The sequence below is a fragment of the Hoyosella rhizosphaerae genome (assembly GCF_014643175.1).
Lineage (GTDB): Bacteria > Actinomycetota > Actinomycetes > Mycobacteriales > Mycobacteriaceae > Lolliginicoccus > Lolliginicoccus rhizosphaerae.
In genome coordinates, this window is record NZ_BMJH01000001.1 from 1,260,937 (window position 1) to 1,281,242 (window position 20,306).

General features: G+C 58.6%; 18 protein-coding genes and 1 pseudogene. 5 read left to right on the plus strand and 14 right to left on the minus strand.

Going from position 1 to position 20,306, the window contains the following annotated elements:
- Window positions 1-37 precede the first annotated feature (37 nt).
- From nuoL to nuoN, 3 genes are read left to right on the plus strand one after another with little or no spacing between them, the layout of a single operon-like run.
- Complete coding sequence (gene nuoL / locus IEW73_RS05915; RefSeq protein ID WP_372433590.1) at window positions 38-1,936, plus strand: NADH-quinone oxidoreductase subunit L; 1,899 nt, start codon at window positions 38-40, stop codon at window positions 1,934-1,936.
- The gene (locus tag IEW73_RS05920) at window positions 1,933-3,492 is read left to right on the plus strand and encodes an NADH-quinone oxidoreductase subunit M (protein WP_188671551.1); all 1,560 of its coding nucleotides are present in this window, start codon (window positions 1,933-1,935) and stop codon (window positions 3,490-3,492) included. Before nuoL ends, IEW73_RS05920 begins: the two co-directional genes overlap by 4 nt.
- A complete protein-coding gene (gene nuoN, locus IEW73_RS05925) occupies window positions 3,489-5,090 on the plus strand; it encodes an NADH-quinone oxidoreductase subunit NuoN (protein ID WP_268236265.1) in 1,602 nt (533 codons plus the stop codon). Before IEW73_RS05920 ends, nuoN begins: the two co-directional genes overlap by 4 nt.
- A gap of 11 nt (window positions 5,091-5,101) precedes the next feature.
- Here the strand turns inward: nuoN and IEW73_RS05930 are convergent, their stop codons facing one another.
- The 11 genes from IEW73_RS05930 to IEW73_RS05980 all read right to left on the minus strand — a co-directional run bounded on the left by IEW73_RS05930 (window position 5,102) and on the right by IEW73_RS05980 (window position 15,145).
- A complete protein-coding gene (locus IEW73_RS05930) occupies window positions 5,102-5,323 on the minus strand; it encodes a hypothetical protein (protein ID WP_188671553.1) in 222 nt (73 codons plus the stop codon).
- 88 nt (window positions 5,324-5,411) lie between these two features.
- A complete protein-coding gene (locus IEW73_RS05935; RefSeq protein WP_188671554.1) occupies window positions 5,412-6,458 on the minus strand; it encodes a hypothetical protein in 1,047 nt (348 codons plus the stop codon).
- 37 nt (window positions 6,459-6,495) lie between these two features.
- Window positions 6,496-7,938, minus strand: a complete 1,443-nt coding sequence (locus IEW73_RS05940; protein WP_188671556.1) for an adenylate/guanylate cyclase domain-containing protein — start codon at window positions 7,936-7,938, stop codon at window positions 6,496-6,498.
- Between the two features lie 30 nt (window positions 7,939-7,968).
- Window positions 7,969-8,490 carry a Na+/H+ antiporter subunit E gene (locus IEW73_RS05945; RefSeq protein WP_188671557.1) on the minus strand — a complete coding sequence of 174 codons (522 nt, stop codon included), beginning with the start codon at window positions 8,488-8,490 and terminating at the stop codon, window positions 7,969-7,971.
- A complete protein-coding gene (locus tag IEW73_RS05950) occupies window positions 8,484-10,244 on the minus strand; it encodes a proton-conducting transporter transmembrane domain-containing protein (RefSeq protein WP_188671559.1) in 1,761 nt (586 codons plus the stop codon). Before IEW73_RS05950 ends, IEW73_RS05945 begins: the two co-directional genes overlap by 7 nt.
- Window positions 10,241-11,776 (minus strand): proton-conducting transporter transmembrane domain-containing protein, encoded by a 1,536-nt coding sequence (locus tag IEW73_RS05955; protein WP_188671561.1) that lies wholly within the window; start codon window positions 11,774-11,776, stop codon window positions 10,241-10,243. Before IEW73_RS05955 ends, IEW73_RS05950 begins: the two co-directional genes overlap by 4 nt.
- The gene (locus IEW73_RS05960; protein WP_188671563.1) at window positions 11,776-13,266 is read right to left on the minus strand and encodes a complex I subunit 5 family protein; all 1,491 of its coding nucleotides are present in this window, start codon (window positions 13,264-13,266) and stop codon (window positions 11,776-11,778) included. The genes IEW73_RS05955 and IEW73_RS05960 overlap by 1 nt, the downstream gene beginning before the upstream one ends.
- Window positions 13,259-13,570 carry an NADH-quinone oxidoreductase subunit K gene (locus tag IEW73_RS05965; protein WP_188671565.1) on the minus strand — a complete coding sequence of 104 codons (312 nt, stop codon included), beginning with the start codon at window positions 13,568-13,570 and terminating at the stop codon, window positions 13,259-13,261. Before IEW73_RS05965 ends, IEW73_RS05960 begins: the two co-directional genes overlap by 8 nt.
- The gene (locus tag IEW73_RS05970) at window positions 13,567-14,574 is read right to left on the minus strand and encodes a hydrogenase subunit MbhD domain-containing protein (protein WP_188671567.1); all 1,008 of its coding nucleotides are present in this window, start codon (window positions 14,572-14,574) and stop codon (window positions 13,567-13,569) included. The genes IEW73_RS05965 and IEW73_RS05970 overlap by 4 nt, the downstream gene beginning before the upstream one ends.
- Window positions 14,571-14,888, minus strand: a complete 318-nt coding sequence (locus IEW73_RS05975; RefSeq protein WP_229675783.1) for a cation:proton antiporter — start codon at window positions 14,886-14,888, stop codon at window positions 14,571-14,573. The genes IEW73_RS05970 and IEW73_RS05975 overlap by 4 nt, the downstream gene beginning before the upstream one ends.
- Window positions 14,885-15,145: a hypothetical protein gene (locus IEW73_RS05980; RefSeq protein WP_188671568.1), complete on the minus strand. Its 261-nt coding sequence runs from the start codon at window positions 15,143-15,145 to the stop codon at window positions 14,885-14,887. Before IEW73_RS05980 ends, IEW73_RS05975 begins: the two co-directional genes overlap by 4 nt.
- Window positions 15,146-15,268: 123 nt before the next feature.
- Between IEW73_RS05980 and IEW73_RS05985 the strand changes: the two genes are divergently transcribed.
- Window positions 15,269-15,811, plus strand: a complete 543-nt coding sequence (locus IEW73_RS05985) for a DUF421 domain-containing protein (protein ID WP_188671571.1) — start codon at window positions 15,269-15,271, stop codon at window positions 15,809-15,811.
- Window positions 15,812-16,017: 206 nt separating this feature from the next.
- On the opposite strand, the pseudogene IEW73_RS05990 reads toward IEW73_RS05985, so the two are convergent.
- Window positions 16,018-16,149, minus strand: a pseudogene (locus IEW73_RS05990) (hypothetical protein); the annotation flags it as partial.
- A gap of 303 nt (window positions 16,150-16,452) precedes the next feature.
- Between IEW73_RS05990 and IEW73_RS05995 the strand changes: the two are divergent.
- The gene (locus IEW73_RS05995; RefSeq protein ID WP_188671573.1) at window positions 16,453-17,448 is read left to right on the plus strand and encodes a GmrSD restriction endonuclease domain-containing protein; all 996 of its coding nucleotides are present in this window, start codon (window positions 16,453-16,455) and stop codon (window positions 17,446-17,448) included.
- 445 nt (window positions 17,449-17,893) lie between these two features.
- Here IEW73_RS05995 and IEW73_RS06000 read toward each other — a convergent pair whose 3' ends face one another.
- Both IEW73_RS06000 and IEW73_RS06005 read right to left on the minus strand, forming a co-directional pair.
- Window positions 17,894-18,514: an Ltp family lipoprotein gene (locus tag IEW73_RS06000; protein WP_188671575.1), complete on the minus strand. Its 621-nt coding sequence runs from the start codon at window positions 18,512-18,514 to the stop codon at window positions 17,894-17,896.
- 249 nt (window positions 18,515-18,763) lie between these two features.
- On the minus strand, window positions 18,764-19,081 hold the full coding sequence (locus IEW73_RS06005) for a hypothetical protein (RefSeq protein ID WP_188671577.1): 318 nt from the start codon (window positions 19,079-19,081) through the stop codon (window positions 18,764-18,766).
- Between the last annotated feature and the right edge of the window lie 1,225 nt (window positions 19,082-20,306).

Consider the following 20,306-nt stretch of genomic DNA (forward strand, 5'->3'; position numbering starts at 1 on the left):
TGTTCATGAAACATGCCCGAACGCCGGGGGCTAGCGCATGACCGAATCATTGATGCTCGAATCGCTGTGGCTTCTACCCACCTTGCCGCTTCTCGGTGCCGCGATTCTGCTACTAGTGGGCAAGCGCGGCGACGCATGGGGCCACATCGTTGGAACGGCGGCAGCGCTCGGTTCGTTCGCGCTAGCTCTGTCTATGTTCGCCACGATGGCCGGGCGCAGCTCAGACGATCGACTAGTCCAGCAGAGCTTGTTCAGCTGGGTCCCCGTCGCTGAACTGCAAGTTGATTTCGGTCTGCAGCTTGATCCCCTGTCGATGAGCTTCGTTCTACTCATCACAGGCGTGGGATCACTCATCCATGTCTACTCCATCGGGTACATGGCGCACGATCCCGGCCGTAGGAGGTTTTTCGCCTACCTCAATCTATTCCTCGCGGCGATGCTGCTCCTTGTCCTAGCCGACAACTTCCTTGGGCTCTACGTCGGTTGGGAAGGCGTAGGCCTTGCCTCATACCTATTGATCGGTTTCTGGGCCCACAAACCATCGGCCGCAACCGCGGCGAAAAAAGCCTTCCTGGTCAACCGTGTGGGCGATATGGGACTTGCCCTCGCGATGATGATCATGTTCGTCACATTCGGGTCCGTGGCATTCTCCGATGTCTTCGCCAACGCGGGCGACGCAAGCGACGGAATCTTAACGGCCCTAGGCTTCTTGCTCCTGCTCGGCGCGTGCGGCAAATCGGCTCAAGTTCCCTTGCAGTCATGGCTCGGCGACGCGATGGAAGGCCCCACCCCAGTCTCCGCGCTCATCCACGCCGCCACCATGGTCACCGCAGGTGTATACCTCATCACCCGATCCGGCCCCATCTTCAACCTGTCCCCCGCCGCGCAACTGGGCGTCGTCATCGTCGGAGCCGTGACTCTGCTGTTTGGTGCCATCATCGGCTGCGCCAAAGACGAATTTAAAAAGGCGTTGGCCGCATCGACAATGAGCCAAATCGGGTACATGATGCTCGCCGCGGGCCTCGGCCCCGCGGGGTATGCGTTTGCGATCATGCACCTTGTCACCCACGGCTTCTTCAAAGCCGGACTGTTCCTGGGTGCGGGATCAGTAATGCACGGAATGAACGACGAGGTGAACATGCGCCGGTACGGCGGCTTGCGAGCCGTCATGCCGATCACCTTCGTGACCTTCGGACTTGGTTATCTCGCGATCATCGGGGTCCCCCCATTCGCTGGGTTCTTCTCGAAGGAAAAGATCATTGAAGTGGCATTCGACGCTGGCGGTGTCAAGGGTTACATCCTCGGCGCGGCAGTACTCCTCGGTGCGGGACTTACGGCCTACTACATGACGCGTGTCATGATCATGACCTTCTTCGGGAAGAAACGCTGGGCTCCCGAAGCGCACCCGCACGAGGCACCTCTGAGCATGACGGCCCCCATGGTGTTGCTGGCAATCGGATCAGTCGGTGGTGGCGCCTTCCTCGCACTGGGTGGCCGATTCGAAGCATGGCTCGAACCAGTTGTCGGATCGCATGATGGCGAACACGTACTCCCCGTGTGGGTCATCACCACACTCGCACTCGGCGTTGTCGCCGTCGGTGTTGCGGTCGCAGTCCTGCAGTACGGCCGCAGCGACGTTCCGCAAGAAGCGCCCGACGACGTTTCAGCGTTGACAGTTGCTGCCAGGCGCGACCTCTACGGTGATGCCGTCAACGAAAAGGCGCTCATGCTGCCCGGTCAAACACTCACGGCAACACTCGTCCGCGTCGACGACACAGTGGTCGACGGCGCGGTACGCGGCGTTCCCGCCACACTCGGACGGGCATCGTCGCGGATAAGACAATTGCAAACCGGGTTTGTTCGGTCTTACGCGCTTCTGGTCCTGCTCGGGGCGGCCCTCATCATCGCCGTAATGCTGATCGGAGGCGCCTTGTGAACACCCTCCCCTTACTGACGCTGCTGTGGGCGGTTCCCGTCATCGGCGCTGCCGTCATCATGGCGCTACCGGCACAACTACCTCACCTCGCCAAGCACATAGCGTTGTCGACTTCGCTGATTGTTCTTGCCCTCGTTGTAGTCGTCACCGTCGGGTTCGACCCAAACGGTGAGCAGTACCAGTTCGTCGAAACAGTCAGTTGGATCCCCTCACTGGGCGCACAATACTCACTTGGTGTTGACGGAATTGGGCTTGTACTCGTCATCCTCACCGGCGCACTCATGCCGCTACTGCTCGTTGCCGCATGGAACGACGAGCACACCTTTCCAGGCACACAGAAGCGCCCCGTCCACACCTATCTAGCACTGATGCTGCTCGTGCAGGCCATGGTGATGGTCACCTTCACGTCCCTCGATATCCTGCTGTTCTACATTTTCTTCGAGGCAATGCTCATCCCGATGTACTTCCTCATCGGAGGTTTTGGAGGACCAAACCGGGCAGCCGCCGCAGTAAAGTTCCTCCTCTACAACCTGCTCGGCGGACTCATCATGCTCGCCGCTGTGATTGGTTTGTTCATCGTGACAGCGGACCTACCCGGCGGCAGCACCTTTGACTTCCGCGCCATCACCGCAGCAATCGCAAATGGTGAACTAACGATCGATTCAGGCGTCGCCAAACTGCTGTTCCTTGGATTCACCTTCGCATTCGCAGTGAAAGCTCCGCTGTGGCCGTTCCACACGTGGCTACCAGGAGCGGCCGTTCAAGCGACACCGGCAAGCGCCGTGCTGATGATGGCAATAGTCGACAAAGTAGGCACATTCGCGATGCTGCGATACAGCCTGCAACTGTTTCCCGACGCTGCTGCCTACTTCACCCCGATCATCATCACACTCGCCGTTATCGGCATCATTTACGGCGCAATCCTTGCGATCGGGCAGACCGACATCATGCGACTCATCGCCTATACGTCGATCTCCCACTTTGGATTCATCATCCTTGGCATCTTCGCGATGACACACCAAAGTCACGCTGGCGCTGCCCTCTACATGGTCAACCACGGAATCGCTACCGCCGCACTGTTCCTCACTGCTGGGTTCCTCGTCAGCAGGCGTGGCACACGAGCGATCGCAGACTTCGGGGGGATCCAAAAGGTCGCGCCCATTATGGCTGCGTCATTCCTCATCGCAGGCCTCGCCACATTGTCGCTACCGGGCCTCGCGCCGTTCATCAGCGAATTCCTGGTGCTCATTGGCACGTTCGGCAACTACCCTGTCGCCGCAATCTTCGCCACCACCACGTTCGTTCTCGCTGCGATTTACATCTTGTGGACCTACCAACGCGTCATGACAGGCCCCCTGACCAAGGCGAACGACACCGTTACGGACCTGCGCCCCCGCGAAATCACCGTTGTGGTACCTCTCATCGCCGCACTGATCGTGTTGGGTGTCTTCCCTAAACCAGCCCTCGATGTCATTAACCCTGCCGTCGCTACTGTCCTCACTACGCTGGAGACAACAGTCGCTGACGGCAACGCGACCGGAGGTGCGTCCCAGTGACCCCAACAGCACTTGTGACCCCAACAGCAATTGCGGCACCATCCATCGAATACAGCCAACTCCTCCCCATGCTGATCGTGTTCGGCGCCGCGATCATCGGTGTCCTGATCGAGGCTTTTGCGCCTCGCGGTGTCCTGTACCGCGCCCAGTTCGTTCTGAGCATCACCGCACTCGTCGCCGCTCTTGGGGCCGTCATCGATCTAGCCGGAACAACCGCCATTGTGGCGGTGGGTTCGGTAGCTGTCGACGGCCCAGCATTATTCATCCAAGGCCTTGTGCTTGTCGTGTCGCTCCTTTCGATACTCCTCATCGCGGAACGCACCAGCGCTCTCGACAACACGACCGGGCGCACTGTGTCTGGCCTTGATGCCTTTGCGGCGCAGGCGTCGAGCGTTCCCGGAAGTGTGGCCGAAAAGGTCGTCACCAAATCGGGAGTCACCCAGACTGAGGTGTTCCCACTCGCGATGTTCGCCGTGGGCGGCATGATGCTCTTCCCCGCATCCGGCGATTTGCTCACCATGTTCATCGCGCTCGAGGTGCTCTCACTTCCTTTGTATGTCATGTGTGGAATGGCACGACGTCGCCGATTGCTTTCACAAGAATCAGCGCTGAAGTACTTCCTCCTCGGCGCCTTTTCTTCCGCATTTTTCCTCTACGGAATTGCACTGCTTTATGGTTTTGCCGGAACTGTTGACCTCAATGGCATCGCCGATGCAATTGCAACAGCGGAAGGCGACCGCACTCTCGCGCTCATCGGCGTATCGCTACTGACAGTTGGGCTGCTGTTCAAAATCGGCGCTGTCCCATTCCACGCCTGGACACCAGACGTGTACCAGGGTGCGCCTCTTCCCATAACCGGGTTCATGGCGGCCGCGACCAAGATCGCCGCATTCGGTGCGCTCCTTCGAATATTCACGGTCGCTCTGCCTGAAATGCAATCTGATTGGCGGCCTGTCCTCTGGGTTGTTGCGGCACTCACGATGCTGATCGGCACCATCATCGCCGTGACGCAAACCGACATCATTCGGATGCTGGCCTATTCATCCGTGGCACACGCAGGTTTTCTGCTCACTGGCATCGTCGCAGCCACCGATTCAAGCGTCTCGGCGACGTTGTTCTACCTGCTTGCGTACGGTTTCAGCACACTTGGCGCGTTCGCCATCGTCAGCATCGTTCGAGACAGCACTGGTGAACTGACGGATGTCGAGCAGTGGGCCGGACTCGGCAAAAGCTCCCCACTTGTTGCCGGAGCGTTCGCGCTCTTCCTACTTGCGCTCGCTGGCGTTCCACTCACCAGTGGGTTCATGGCGAAATTCGCGGTGTTCTCCGCGGCGATCGAAGGCGGCGCCACTCCGCTCGTGGTCATAGGAGTTATCAGCAGCGCCATCGCAGCAATCTTCTACACGCGCATCGTCATGCTGATGTTCTTCACCGAACCACGAAAAGCCGGGGACACTCACAGCGGAGCAGCAACCGCGGATTCACGCCCATTGACTTCCGTGGTGATCGGCGTCGGCGTCGTCATGACCGTTGCGCTCGGCATCCTCCCGCAAATGGGACTCGACCTTGCAGAACAAGCATCGACGTTCGTGCGGTAGATCCTCGGTGATCAGTAGTGGAACAAAATGTACGGCGTGTTCAAAAACCCAATGCAGTTAATTCTGTACTGGCCAGCGAGAACGTGCTCAAAGAGTCCTTGTAGACACTGTTGTTGAGTGTCGTAGATGTGGAAACCGATGCCGGGGTGGGCAGAGGCAGTAGGTGCCGCGGCGAGGGACACCCCCGCTAGCATTACTGCTGAACTCGCTACAACAGCTAGTCGACGCTTCATTGCAACTCCTCACACACTGCGGACTGGAACCGTCTCTATCATTCCACTCTTATGTGACATAGAACACAACAGGGTGCTAGTTTTTCAGCTACCTCAACATCCGCTTCACACGGTCAGAATCGACAAAACCCCGAAACTGACGGCGCACAAAGGAGTCAAACAACCCGTTGCTTTGCAACACTTCCAGCGCGCGGGGGGCAAAACGCAATGCTTCTTCGATCATGTCATCCCGGGTGACACCAAGTTCGTTCAATAAGTCAGCAAGCGAGTAGTCGGAGTATTTGCTGAAGAAGACTCCGACGCCTTCCTCAATGGCGGTGCGCATCGCACGAGTTCCACGGAAGTCACGCCAAAACTCGAAACCCAATACAAGAATCGCTTCGACGTCATCGGGGCCAATTGTGTCCCCTAAAGCACCAAGGGATTCCGTCTGACGCGACGCAAAAGCGTCCATCAGGACCGACACCAGTGGGTCACCAGACTCGCTCATATCTGGCGCGTCAACACCTGCAAGTACAACAGCCACCGCGCGCTCTGTGAGGTCGCGAAACACCGCGTCTAACTTGGCCGATACGCCCGGTATCACGCGCGAACTCAGCGCACCACTCAACCTTAGTAAAGATCCGACACCAGGGATTTCACCGGCAAGGGCACGGTTTCGCTGAAGCGAGTCGATGGCGGTGCGATAGACAAACCACGCTGCCGCATCACGTGCCAACGGACTGTCATACACACGATCGACCACACGCTGGAAGGCTGGCATCGCCAGAAACTTTTCAGCAAACGAAACGACCTGGGTGAAGTCGACATCACGCAAGGTCTCGTCGGCATCTTCAAATGTGCGCCTATGAATCCGGCTCGCAATATCGCCCGCGAGTTCAGGAATCGCGCCTTCAATGCGCCACTCCAACGCGTACTTAATGGCCGCACCGCTCACCTGTGCAGGGGTCACCACGTCGCCCAGCGTCAACTTCTCCGCTGCGCCGAGGGCATGCCCAACTTCAACATGAACCCATTCGATCAACGCATCGCCGCTCAACTGATCGGCGATATAGTCCGTCAGTGCATTGAGCAACTCATCAGGTCCGCCCTGACCGTTGCCGTTCCCGCTATTGCCGCTTTGCTTTTTGGCCACGCTCCGAGGATAGTCGCGCATCCTCATCGTGTTGTGGTTATGTGTCGGCCAACGCACCCCTACGCGGCCACGCCAACCGTGTGAGCTTGGTTCGGCCACGCAACGTCACTAGGTCACCCGTCGCCCAATGCACCTGTTCCTCTTCGCTGGCAAAACTCACCGCATAGCTAGACGCCAAGATGCTTCCGGCTTCCTTTTTTGCCAGCTCAGTCAACCGCGCAGCCTCATTCACCGGATCACCAATCACCGTGTATTCAAACCGTTCCGCAGACCCAATATTGCCTGCAAGCACAGTCCCAGCCGCAACGCCCACACCCACCTTAATGTTGGGCATGTCGGCAAGTTCGTCAACCAACTCACGCGCCGCGACCAACGCCGCTGTCGCCGCATCAGCCCTAAACTGAGGCGCGCCGAAAATCACCAAGGCCTCGTCACCAACAAACTTGTTGACAAACCCACGGTGCCGATCCACCACACTCACCACAATGTTGAAGAACTTGTTTAGCATCGCCACCACTTCGGCCGGGCGCATCGTCGATACGGCTGTCGTCGAACCAACCAGATCCACAAACAGCACCGCGACAAATCGAGTTTGGCCACCAAGTTGGGTTCCCGAACTTAACGCTTGGCGTGCTACATCCCTACCGACATGCTGATCGAGTAGCTCACGCGACGCCCGTGCATTCTGAAAATCGGAGATGAGCGATGCCACCGAAGTTTGCAAAGCACCCACTTCCGTCCCATCATCTGCGACCACCGTCTCGCCGTCCCGCACTGCTGCGGTGAGCGCGCGTACCCACTTAGCTTCGCGGCGAGCAAAAACCAGCGCTGAAACGCTCAGAATAACGACCAACAGGGACGATGCGGTGAGGACAACAACCGCGAAGTCGCGGTCAGACTGGACCATACCGTTACTGAGATACATCGCGGACAACGCCACAACTACACCCGCGAGAGGAACGGAAACCGACAACCATTGGGCAATAGTCCGGACAGCCACACGGTGAGGGACCCCCACCCCCTCCGCTATCACGCGCGCTGCAGCTGGCCGCAACCACCACTCAGTGAGGAGGAACGTAACCCCAGCCGCGAAAACGCCCGCCAACAGGGCAGCTAAAACCTCGACCAGGCGGCCGGTGACGGCAAAAAACACAACCGGCAGTAGCCACAAGGCTGCAACGACCAGAGTCAACACCATCGGCGCCTGCATCGCGGCAGCGCCTTCCGCGCTCGTCGGTGTTGCACCACGTCGATACCACCGCATAGTCAACCGCCAGCGGTGCGCTGCGAATACACCAATCACCACTGCGAAGAGCACTGCGAGAAAGATCAAGGTCCTCATTGTGAGCTGTTCCTCGCTCACGGCCACATTACGCATCACAGCAAACAGCACCACCGCCACGCCAACGACAGCCATTTCGGACACCACAAATGCTGCACCGAACAACGACGACCGACCTCGACTTGAACCACTGCTCACCCGACCTACCGTACTTTCCCGCAGAAAGATTCAGGCCCTAAACACTCCTGCTACGTCGCCAATTCTGCGTTCGAGTTCAGCGAACTGCCCTGTCACGTCCTGGGTACGGTCAAGAACATGGATAAGCAAACGGTTATCGTCGAGTTTTACGGCGAGGGTTCCTGGCATCACTGAGGCGATGCCCATGAGTGCCACACGGCATAAGCCCTCCGGCAAACGAGTGGTGTAGCCGACTGTATCGGGCTCGATGTCCACCGTGGGTCTGACAGCGCGCAGGCCGACGTCGACTCCTCCCCGCAGCGATTGCCACAGGAACCACCCAAACAGTGCTGCGGCGCTGCCCATGCGTCGAACCGGGGAACGCACCCGGCGAGGTGGCAGCAGCACTAACGACAACGCGGTCGCAAGCGGCACAAATAGCACCCCATACCCCACCATGCCGGACGATCCTTCGGTCATCACCCACCACAGCAGCGCGAACACGATCAACCGACCTGTTGACGCGACGAGGCGGTGACGTGTCAGGAGCACATTGTCCTCGGAGCTCACCATATCCCCACCACCAGGATTAGCAGTGCGCCCATCAGTGCGACTGTCACAGCACCCGAACCCACCCAGCTAGATATGCGACGCTCGGCACCAGTGACGACCTTGACTGGGGATGGGCCTCGTTCCGCCAATGTCATGAAGCCACTGGACCACCGCGCCCGCTGGCTGCCTACGTACCGGGCACCTGAGGCGAGATGGGTTGTCATTGCGCGCGCCGCCTTCTCCTCAGGTAGGAGAATGTCGCCGGGTGGAATCTGCCATCCGTCGATCCGCCACCGCCGCGATCCGGAGGATCTCCACCATCCGGCGGCGGCCAAGGCCATCCCGAGCAAAATTGGCCACGCAGCGGCCCACACCGCAGACAATTCGAAGCCTGGAAGCGTCAATATCGGTGACCACTGCAACGCGAGCACCCACGTCAACACCGTTCCACCGACGATCAGTACCGACCAACTCACCACAGCGCCGTCGACGCCCCAAGCCCTATCGCGGTCACCCGTCAGAAGGAGCCACCCCGCCCGTAGAAGCAGCAACGTCGAGACAGTGCCCACGAACGGCAGCAGTGACACGAGGTTGACACCCCACAGTGTTGCCGGATCGACGGCTTCTTTCGCTGCATATTTTGCGACTGCGCCCGATCCGAACGGGGCTCCTGCCACAGCGAGCGCCAAGAACGTCAACCCGCCGATAACCCACCAGCGGATCCACCCCTCGCCGTGAGTCCTCCACACGGTGACGCCAAGGAACAACCCGCCTTTTGCCATCCCATGATGAACGGCGTACACGACTGCTGCGAATGCGCACACTGGTGCGATGTCAGGTTCGGCCAATGCGACCCCCACAAGCACCGCCAGGAACCCCATCTGACTGATGCTGCTATACGCCAACGCCACCTTGGCGTCATTCTGAAATAAGCCCGGCAGCAACGCAGCAAATGCGCCTACCAAGGCCACCACAATCAGCGCTGTGCCCCAACCCGGCATCGCCACTTCACCCAATGGCAAAAACCGCAACCACCCCACCAGACCGGCCTTGATCATGGAACCGCTGAGGACCGCGCTTGCTGGTGGTGGCGCCGCGGGGTGCGCCAAGGGGAGCCATACATGCAGCGGTACGGTGCCAGCTTTCACCCCAAAACCCACTAGGAGGAGCAGCACAATGAGCTCGCGGTGGGACGACTCAGCGACGGCGACTGGTGCATCAGCGAGCAGCAATCCTCCCGCGTCAACGACAAGCAGCAACGCCGCCAAAATCACCATCTCACCGGCGACCGCCAACACGATATAGACGCGACCCGCTCGCTGCGCCGCCGCCGATCGCTCGTGGATAACCAGCCCATACGCGGCGATGCTCATCACGGCGAACCCGAGATAGAACGTCACCGTGTCGGCGGCGACAAACACCAAAGCATTACCCACAAAACAGACCAGAAGGTACGCCACCAAAATGTGCGCGCGGTCGGTCCGGGAACTGTGGGCGGCGATCATCGCAGCGGCATAGAGCAACACCGCTACCAGCAATAACGGCCTCGCAAGGAAGTCCATCGTCAGATGAGTGCCGAGCATGAGCCACGGCAATTCGATCGGTCCGGCAGCTGGCCCCACTATCGCCAATACCGCAAATGGAATCAGTGATAGCGGTGCCGAACGCACCCACAGATCAATGGCGCGTCCCCCACCCGAATACGCGATTAGCAAACCTAAAACGGCAGCGATTGCTATCGGAGCGGCGATTGCACTGGCCCACAGGAAACTCATGCGCTGTAGAGCCTTTCCGCGATGATTTTCGCCAGCTCAACCGACGAAATATCGACACCAGCAAAGATCCCGAGGATCACAGCAAGGCTCGCCGTCACCAGCGTTGGGAGCAACAAAGCCGGGGAAGCCTCCCATCGAACCCGACGGATTTTCGTGGACACAGCGCCAGTGTCGGCCACATTGTCGTTCCCCCACTCGACATCACCGTCTTTTTGCCCCCACCACATCAAGTACACCGGCGGCAGAAAGTAGGCAGCGTTCAAAAGGCTGCTGAGCAAGAGGACCCCAACGATCCAGCCCTGGCCCGCTTCGAGTGCGCCCATGCCCAGATACCACTTGGTAACAAACCCCACCACGGGTGGCAATCCGATCATGCCGAGCGCGCCCACAGTGAACGCGGCGCACGTCAACGGCATGCGCTTGCCTAAACCCGCCAATTGACTGACTTTCTTAATCCCCAGCGTTTCCGCGAACAGACCCACGCAGAAAAACAACGTGATCTTCATCAGACCCTGATTAACGATGTGTGCCACTGCCCCAGTCATAGCCAGCACAGACGGAATAGTCAGTCCTAACACGATGTACGACAGCTGACTCACCGTCGAGTACGCCAACCTGGCTTTTAAGCCGTCTTGCTGCAAGGCCAGCACAGAACCGTAAATGATCGTGACCGACGCAATCACAGACAGTGGCATGAGAACGCCCAATTCCCGGGCAACGTCAACACCATAAACGCCATTTATCACCAGGGCGATACCGAACACGCCCGCCTTCACCACGGCCACCGCATGCAATAGGGCGCTCACTGGGGTAGGTGCCACCATCGCCTTGGGCAGCCACGCATGCACTGGAACAATTGCTGCCTTTACAGCCAGACCAGCAATAAGAAGCCCGAAGATGAGCGCCGCCAACCTTGGGTTTGTTTGCGCAAACTCAGCTACCTCCGGGCTACCGCGGTCAGCGAAATCCACAGGTCCGACTACGGCCGTCAGCCACACCACACCAAGTAGTAGAACCACACCCCCGACCAGTGTGTACCGAAGGTACGTTCGGGCTCCTGCCAGCGATTCCGGGGTTTGGCGATGCGCAACAAGTGGATACGTTGCCAACGTCAGCAATTCGTAAAAGATGAGGAACGTGATGAGGTTCCCTGAGAGGGCAATCCCTGTCGTCGCCGTCACACACAAACTAAAGAATGCAAAGAACCTAGTTCGGTTGGGCGAATTCTCCAAATACCCGATGGCATAAATTGTCGTCAAGAACCACAGCACTGACGACAGCGTCAAGAAGTACAAAGCAAACGGTTCAATGCGCAGAACAAAGTCGATGCCGTCAACGAACGGGGCGCGAAGTTCAAATGTTTCACCAGCAACGGCAAGCGGAATCAAAGCAAAAACAAGCACCACCTTTAACGTGGCGCCCACAAGGTTGATGATGATTCGCGGCCTGTGTTGATCGTCGCGCAAGAAAAAAATCACCACAGCAGGCACAAGTGACACCGCGAGTAGAACGGCCGGTAACAATGTCAACATCACTGTTCACCGCCCATCAACGTCACGTGAAGCAGATCGGCAACCTCCAGCGATCGCACACCCAGAACAATGGTGGCGACAGCGAGCACCAAGGCTGTCCACTGCATCCGTACCGGAACACGCACGGCAACCTGGTTGGTGCGCTCGCCGTCATTACCACCGCGGTCATCGTCTCCGTGCGAATCCAACAAGATTGCCAACACTCTCCCGATGTAGGCGAAGGTCAACAAACCACCCACTAGAAGCACCGGCACCCACCACCACTGGCCCGATTCCAGCGATGCGCGCAGCACCTGCCACTTGCCTACAAAAGCCAATGTGGGAGGTAAACCCGCGAGGCTCACCCCCGCGATAGCAATTGCCATCGACGCGGTCGGCAATCGTGACGCAGTGCCCCGCAGAACGTCGAGTTCATCCGAACCATAGGCGTAGGCCAGGCTCCCCGCCGCCATGAACATGGACGCCTTCGCTAAACCGTGGGCCACCGCAATCAGCAGCACACCCTGCCACGCCAGTGCTGCCGCATTCGGTCCACCGGCAACCACCAACGGGAACAGCAGAAACAGGTAGCCAACCTGCGCCACAGTCGAATACGCGATTACTTTCTTGAGTTTGGTTTGCCGCAACGCCAGGATCCCACCCCATACGGTGCCCACGGCTCCGACCGCACCTACCGCATTGGCCAACATCACCGGTGCTGACTCGCCAGCGAGGACCGTCCACATTCGCACAGCAACAAAGAACGATGCCTTAATCACCAATGCGGACATCAGCGGACTCACTGCAGCAGGCGCCCCCGCATGCGCAGGGGGCAACCATGAATGCAACGGAAAGAGAGCTGTCTTTACCGCCAGCCCCAATGTCATCGCCCCGAGCGCGACAAACAGGGTGGTTCCACCGTCGATGCGCAGCCCCGCCTGCACCAACGTCAACGTGCCAGTCTCGGCATACACGAACGCGATTCCCAGTAGAAACAGCAACGAACCCAGCACCGCAATCAACAGGTACCGCAACGCTGCTCGCTGCGCTGCTCCCCCGCCCAACGCCACCAATGCCACACCTGCGACAGTCACCAACTCTAAAGCGACGTAAGTGTTAAACAAATCTGCGGATACATACACCGCGTTTAAGCCCGCCAGCAGCAGCAACCACAACGACCAAAACCACGGTCCCCCCGTCAGCGTCTGCGAAGCGCTTCCATAAATCGCCACCAGAATGCCCACAACACCAGTGAGCACAAGCATCGCTGCACTGAACCCATCCGCCGCGAGCACTATCGCCACTGGAGGCTCCCAACCTCCCAGCGCCAACTGCAGTGGCCCCGAAGTCGACACCGTCACAGCCACCACAAACGCAAGAACCGTTACGCCACCTGTTGCCGCAATTGCGACCGCTCGCGCCGCCACAACATGACCACTCAGTGTCAGCAACGCCACCACTGGCAACACAACCAGCGGCAACAAAACAAGCATCGGAAGCAAATCAGGCATCCTCAGCACCACCCGAGTTGCTGGCGTGCTTCTCTGCACGTTCAATGCGCCGCACCAACACCAACGCAAGGCCAGTGATGCTGACGGTAATCACGATCCCCGTCAGAACCAGCGCATGCAGAACCGCGTCGGGTTCCTCGGGGTTGAGGACCGTCGCCAAGGCGATCAGCACAACCAACACCCCTGCGCTCGCGATGTTCAACGCCACGATCCGGCGAACATCATCGACCGTCAGCAGCATGCGCACCGTGCCAAGAACAAAAAGGCCGACTCCCACGAAAAGGAACCACTCCGCTTGAGTCACCGCGAATCACCCGCACTGCCGGAAATAGGTGCGCGGGCAATCGCGGGTGCCGGGCGTTCGTCAGTAGGGTGTTCTGCAGCCCCGGCGACGACAAGCGCGGCCAATCCCACACCAATACTCACCACCAACGAACCCTCGATGAGCAACACCACATACCCACCCCACTCGCCCCCGAGGTCGAACCACCCCCGCCCGAAGGCAAACGTCAGCGAGCCAGCAACCACAAACACTGACAGTCCCACCAGCAAGCTTCCGAACAGCCAACGGCCACGCATCACAAATCGACCCACGCCAACAAGGAACAGCAGCAACATCACACCAGTCAGCACCGCCCCGGCCTGAAAAGCACCACCTGGCCGAGTGGACCCGGCGACCAACAACCACCCAGCCAGAAGCAGCACCACCGGGGCCACAACTCGCACAAAACCGTCCACAATTGGGCGGTCCTCCACCGGCCACGTCACCTCACGCAACCCTCCGTCACGCAACAATGACAGTGCTGCCAACACAGCGCCGACAAGCACCGCAACTTCAAGAAACGTGTCATACGCACGGAAATCCAACAACACCGCAGTCGTCGGATGGGTTACCACCGCATCAGAAATAGCGTCCTGCGCGAGCATCTGCAACGGGTCGACGGGAACAACACGAGACGCTTCTACCACCACACGACCGAGAACGACAAGGCCAGCGACCACAACCGCGACTTCCATGGCAACTAAACCTGCCCGCGCAACCTTGCGTCCCGCAGACCACCCGATACCACGTGGGTGCTCGGTGACAACTGCGATGAGAAAAGCCCCGGTCACCCCCGATGCCAAAGCCGCCTCAGCAACTGCAATGTCCGGTGCTCCAAGCCGCGCCCACATCACCGCCAGAAGCAACCCCAGCACCAGGAACGACATCACCGTCACGACCCGGTGCGCCGAATAGAGCGCAACAGCAGCCACCAGCAGCGCCGACACCCCAAGCGCAACATCAAACACATGTAGGAGCTCGGTCATCCGTTGGTCCCATCCGACGCATCGGAATCACCATCGCCGCTCGCCAACAGCACCGCACTCGTGGACGCCGCTATCAACGCCAACAACCACACCAGAACCAATTTCCCCGCCACGGCCATGGAGGATGCTTGCACAATCAAACCCAGCACAATCAGCCCTAAACCGACATTGTCAGCCTTGGTCAAGGCGTGCACGCGACTACGCAAATCTGGAAAACGCAGCAAACCCACAGTGCCCACAGAAAAAAACACCAAACCCAGGGTCACCAATACCACTGTGACGATGTCGGCAACCACCCCTAGAGAGGATGTCACGCCCGAGCCTGTTCGCCTGCCACACGCACAATCACAATCAACGCCGCCAGCGCGACCAATGCAAGCGCAGCATCACGTAAAGCCGCCATCTCTGTCGCCTGAGCCAGAATCAACAACACCGCCGTTCCAGTAGTCGTCAGCAACAGCAATCCCATAAGGCGATCACGCGACGACGGCCCCCTCACAATGCGCCAACCGGCCACCACAATATTCGCAAGCAAGACCAGAGCGGCAACGACCAAAAAACCCTCGACCACAGCCACCTCCCCACCAAGACACGACCCGGGCTCACCATAACACCGCCCCTAAAACCTAACCGCACCACACAATTTCGCGGCCAAACCTGATAAAACAATCCCTCAGCGGGTAGAACTGCCTCCATGGACGATCTGTTTTGGAACGGCACCGACCCACTCATCCACACGGCAGTTATGGTGATTTTCGGGTACCTCGCCCTCATCGTTATGCTGCGACTTTCCGGCCCACGGACCATGGCAAAAATGACGCCGCTCGATTTCATCGTCGCCGTAACGATCGGATCAGCGTTCGGACGGACACTCACAGCAGTAGATGTTGCAGTGGCGCAGGCGATCGCCGCCATCGGAGGGCTCATCATCTTGCAGTGGGCGCTCGCAGCATTCCGCGCCCGCTTCCCAAAATTCCGTCGACTCGTCGACAGCCAACCAGTGCTTCTGTACTACAAAGGCGACATCCAGCACAAGGCACTTCGCGCTCACCGACTCACAGTCGACGATATCCACACCGCAGTCCGCCAATCCGGCAAAGGTTCCCTCGACGACATCGCTGCGGTGATCCTTCAGCAGGACGGCAGCCTTGGCGCCATCCCCACAGACGGCCTCGGGGACGCGTCAAGCGTAACGCCGTACGTCAACCGCACAGATATTCAGCGCAACGAAGGCTGACCGGCGCTGTGGCTGACGGGTCGGGCACCTACACCTGGCCTTTTCCCCGAGCGGACGCTAAAGCGCTGTCAAATGCTTCACTAGGCCGCATCACCCGTACAAGATTGTGCAAGTCCAGGGCGCAATAGCCATCACTTTCCGCCTCGTGCCTATGCATATCGGCACGCTCCTGGACGATTGTCTCCTCGTTCGGCGCCATCAGTCCGACGTACGGAACCGACCATCGCCAACTCTGGGCGGTGCTCGTGACGGCGGTGCAGATCCTCATTGATTTCGTCACGCTGCGAACTAGGAAGCGACGCAATCTTGTCGTCGAGGTCACCCAGATTATCCGGCACTCGCTGGTCCTCAAGTAGTTGGGAAACATGCGAGCATCATCTGCTTCTGCGCTTAATGGTGCGCATTTTCCTCGTTTGCCGATAGGCACTGTGAAGGACTTTCGCGCGACCGGCAGCCACGCGTGTGCAGCACGCTTGCCCAGGGAATGCGGCGGCTAGGTAGCTACTGGACCACTCCGTCACGCTAAGCGGTCTCGGCAACTTGTGGGTTCCTGACTACATCGGGTGTACTCAGATCGCCACAAGTTGCCGAGACCGGGCCCGCGCCTTCGGTGGAATAATTGTGCTACCGAAAGGTGCAACGTGAATGTTTCCGCAAAACACGGCGGCAAGGCCCTTGCAATAGCCCTGACCGCAGTTCTTGCCCTGTTGTCCTGTGGCGCCGTTGCGACCGAGGAATCCCCAACTGTCAACGCTCCCCTGGGCGATTCGAACTACAGCACCGAGCAACATGACGGCATTCTTACAGGTCAAGCGGATGAACCACTCGCGGAAACTGAGCTTTCCGCTCCAATAGCGGAAGCACTAGCGCAGCTACTCGCGTTGGAGGTGAAAGGTCGAGCACCAAAGACCGGCTACAGTCGTGACGAATTCGGACCGACATGGACGGACGCTGTCGATGTTGACGGCGGACGGAACGGCTGCGACACGCGAAACGACATCCTTCGCCGCGATCTCGTCGATCTGGTCATCAAACCAGGCAGCAACGGATGCTCCGTCCTCGCGGGCACATTGCATGACCCATATACCGGCCGGCAGATCAGTTTTGTTCGTGGACAAGGCACGTCGTCCGACGTTCACATCGACCACGTAGTCGCACTGTCGGATGCCTGGCAAAAGGGCGCCCAGCAATGGGACCCCAGCAAACGCCAAAACTTCGCCAATGATCCACGAAACCTACTTGCCGTCGACGGCTCTGCGAACCAGCAAAAAAGTGACGGTGACGCAGCCACATGGTTGCCACCACACCGTGCCTTCCGATGCTCAATGGTCGCAATCCAGGTCGATGTGAAAACAACCTATGGGCTCTGGGTGACGAGAGCCGAACGCGATGCGATTGAACGCGTCCTCAACAATTGCGGAAGCAGCGGCCCGCAATTACCGGGGACAGTTCCGCCGATGATGCCAGAACTCGAAGCAACGATCGAACCTGACACTAAACCAGCGCAGGCGCCATCGAATGTCTACTACAAGAACTGCACCGCAGCACGAGAGGCAGGCGCAGCACCTATCTATGCGGGACAACCGGGCTATCGATCAGAGCTCGATCGTGACGGCGACGGCGTTGCGTGCGAGTAGAGGCAACGTGTTTGTGAAACCGGCGCAGCCTGGCGGACGTCGATCCGCACGGTTACGGCAGAGTTTTGGCGCGATCTTCTAACTTGCGGTGTTCTGAGTACACGCGATGTAGTCAGAACACCACAAGATGCAGCGAACCAGCATGAGCGTCGACTGCATAGCGACCCACACTACGGCGTGGACGGCAACCACAACTTCCTGCCTCAGGTCGGACATATGTATGCCCGCCAGCCTTGAGAAACGCCTCGGCCAGAACATCTTGCGGCATACGTGCTCCACAGACGATTATCTCGCCACCGATCGAGGACCAACAGATCGCAGAAACTGACATCTGCAAACTACGAACTCAACAAGACACTGGCTAGCGGAAGTATGAACCCGACCACGCTTATGTTTCAGGGATCCCGATTGGAAGTCTTTAACTGCCTATCAGTGGTTGCGCAGTTCAGTACCCGACCGCAGTTACGCCGTACTCGGCTTGCGATGGGGTAAATCCCTCGTAAATGAGCTGGTCAATAAGTCCCTGTCTTGAGAAGCTCGTGTAAGCAAGGTAAGACTCGGCACTCTCCGCTGCCTCGGCGTTCCAATCGACTTTGTCATTTCGTTCAAGGTGGCTTACCGCAAACTCTGCATCCTCGGCGCTATAGTCCTCGTAAAGTAGCTGATCTATCAACCCCGTTCGCGAGAATCCGGTGTATGCAAGGTAGGACTGAGCGGACCTTATCGCGTTCTGTTGGGCTCTGGTTGCCCCAGTGTTCTCGGGCTCCGCTTGCTGTGCAGGTGCGGGGTCTACTACCGGTTGTTCGGCGGGTGCTGGTGCCGGTTCTAGTGCAGGTTCGGACGCGGTTCCCGGTGCAGGTTGTGCATCTTCGACGACAGGTTCCCCTACGCCAGCAGCGTTTTGTGTGTCTTGATCTTCCTCACCACCAAAGATCGCTGCGAGCAGTATGAAGGCAGCAATAATGCCGACTACCCACGGCCACTTCTTGCGTTTCCCCTTCGCTGGCGGCGGTGTTTGCTGGGGATCCGCGTACCCATATGCTGGCTGCTGATGTGGTTCTGTCATGGAAGGCTGTTCCTTTTAGCGTTGCCGGGAAGGTACCCCTGTACAGTTACCGGGTTTCACTCAGTAGCGGTAGCCCCAGAACTAGGGGCCGAATCGCGTAATTAATGGTGGAACGGTACATTTTCACGACAGAATGCCGCGAAAAACAACTACCGAGCGACGCCAGAAACGCTGCGAGGACCGGGGCAGGTGCACCGGGGGCACTCATTCGTTGCATTAACGCGACTACGGGCCCAGCGATTAACACGCCTACGGTTGCATCACGCCTTCGTCGTAATTGCTCGCCATAAGACGACCGGTCATCGATGGAGGACCCGCTAACTGTGCCGTGTGACGATACGTACCATTGTTGACGGAATCTGATGCGTACGCGGTTGTTCCGTCTCTGGACGGTCTTTGGTCGGTTTGGGCTCGCTCTGACCGCAAGCGACAACGCTCCCTCTCACGCTGAATATGGTCCGCCATCATCACTGGCAGATTATCGAGCTGCTCCTCCCACACGTGAAGGTAGATGTCGAGAGTGCGGGCCGCTGACAGATGCCCCAACATCAACTGGACCGTCTTCACATTCGCACCCGCGTGGATCGCCAGCGAGGCCGCTGTGTGCCAAAGTTCGTACGTTGTGAATCCCCTGAAGCTGTGGGTGCAAGGCCAGTGGGACTGGTCTTAGCAACGCCGAGTCACTAACACTGAACGCTGGAAGGCTTGGGGTACGAGGGCATCGTTGGGCGGGTTGAGGGATTACTAAGGAACGCTTACCCCTCCAGGTTCCGCTGTTCTCGCATTGGTCATCTCCGACCACGAGACCGAAGGCTGCTTCTTCGACCGTCACAATTTGGTCTTTTCGACGCCATCGCTGCCCACCACGTCTACTTACGCACGCAAATGATTAGCTTCGGCATTGATCGAACAGGCGGACTGTACGTGTACTCTCAAATGTCCGGCGGCAAGTTGCCGGACCAAAACTGAGTTTGCGAAATTTTCCAGCACGCCACCCACAACCCATCCTTGCAGGTAAGGTCCGTAATCTATGTCAGATGCGTTGCGTGACACCCATACAACGGAATCCGAATTGTCAAGCAATCGGCGGCGTCCGGCTGAAATAGTGCTGTGCGCAGCAGCGGCAGTGTCAATCTATATTTCAATCGGTTCAATCATAGGGATTCTCTTCGGAGTCTCCTTCGGCACACTAGCGCTGATATGGATCGTCCGCAGTAAACCACCGCGGTCACGCCTGACTTGGGCCGCGCTTTGCCTGTCAGTGCTCGCGGTCATTGTTGGTGTGCTTTCCGCAGTCATGCTTGCCACCGCAGAGCCTGTGCCTCGTGGAATCGTGTGCACGCCAGCAGATGAACCGTGCCCTATGCCTATCGACGAGTGGCTCAAAACTCGATAGCGCTTGCCACTACCGTCAGGAAGGGTTGACTACGGGGCTAGGCGTCTTGGGTGCGAAGCCGTTTCTCCAGGGAATCGTCCCGTCGAGTTTCACCGAACCTTGCTAGGTATTGTTTGCCTTCAATGCTGGCTCGGCCACGCGCCCATTGATGGAGGCTCTCGACCTCTAGGCAGTCCGCCGCTTCGCACGTGAGCGGTAATCTCCCGCCGCATGCTCCTGAGACCTGCCGACTCGTGTACCCGGGGCCACCCTAGTCGGCCGATACGGAGGCTCCAGCAGCGATTTGATCACCTCCGCCACAATTACCACGTGTACAAGCGAAAGCCGGAGCTCCTCGTCAGGACATTCCCCGATCTAGCGATGACTATCTCGGTCAGTTCTACCCCAAGACAGCAA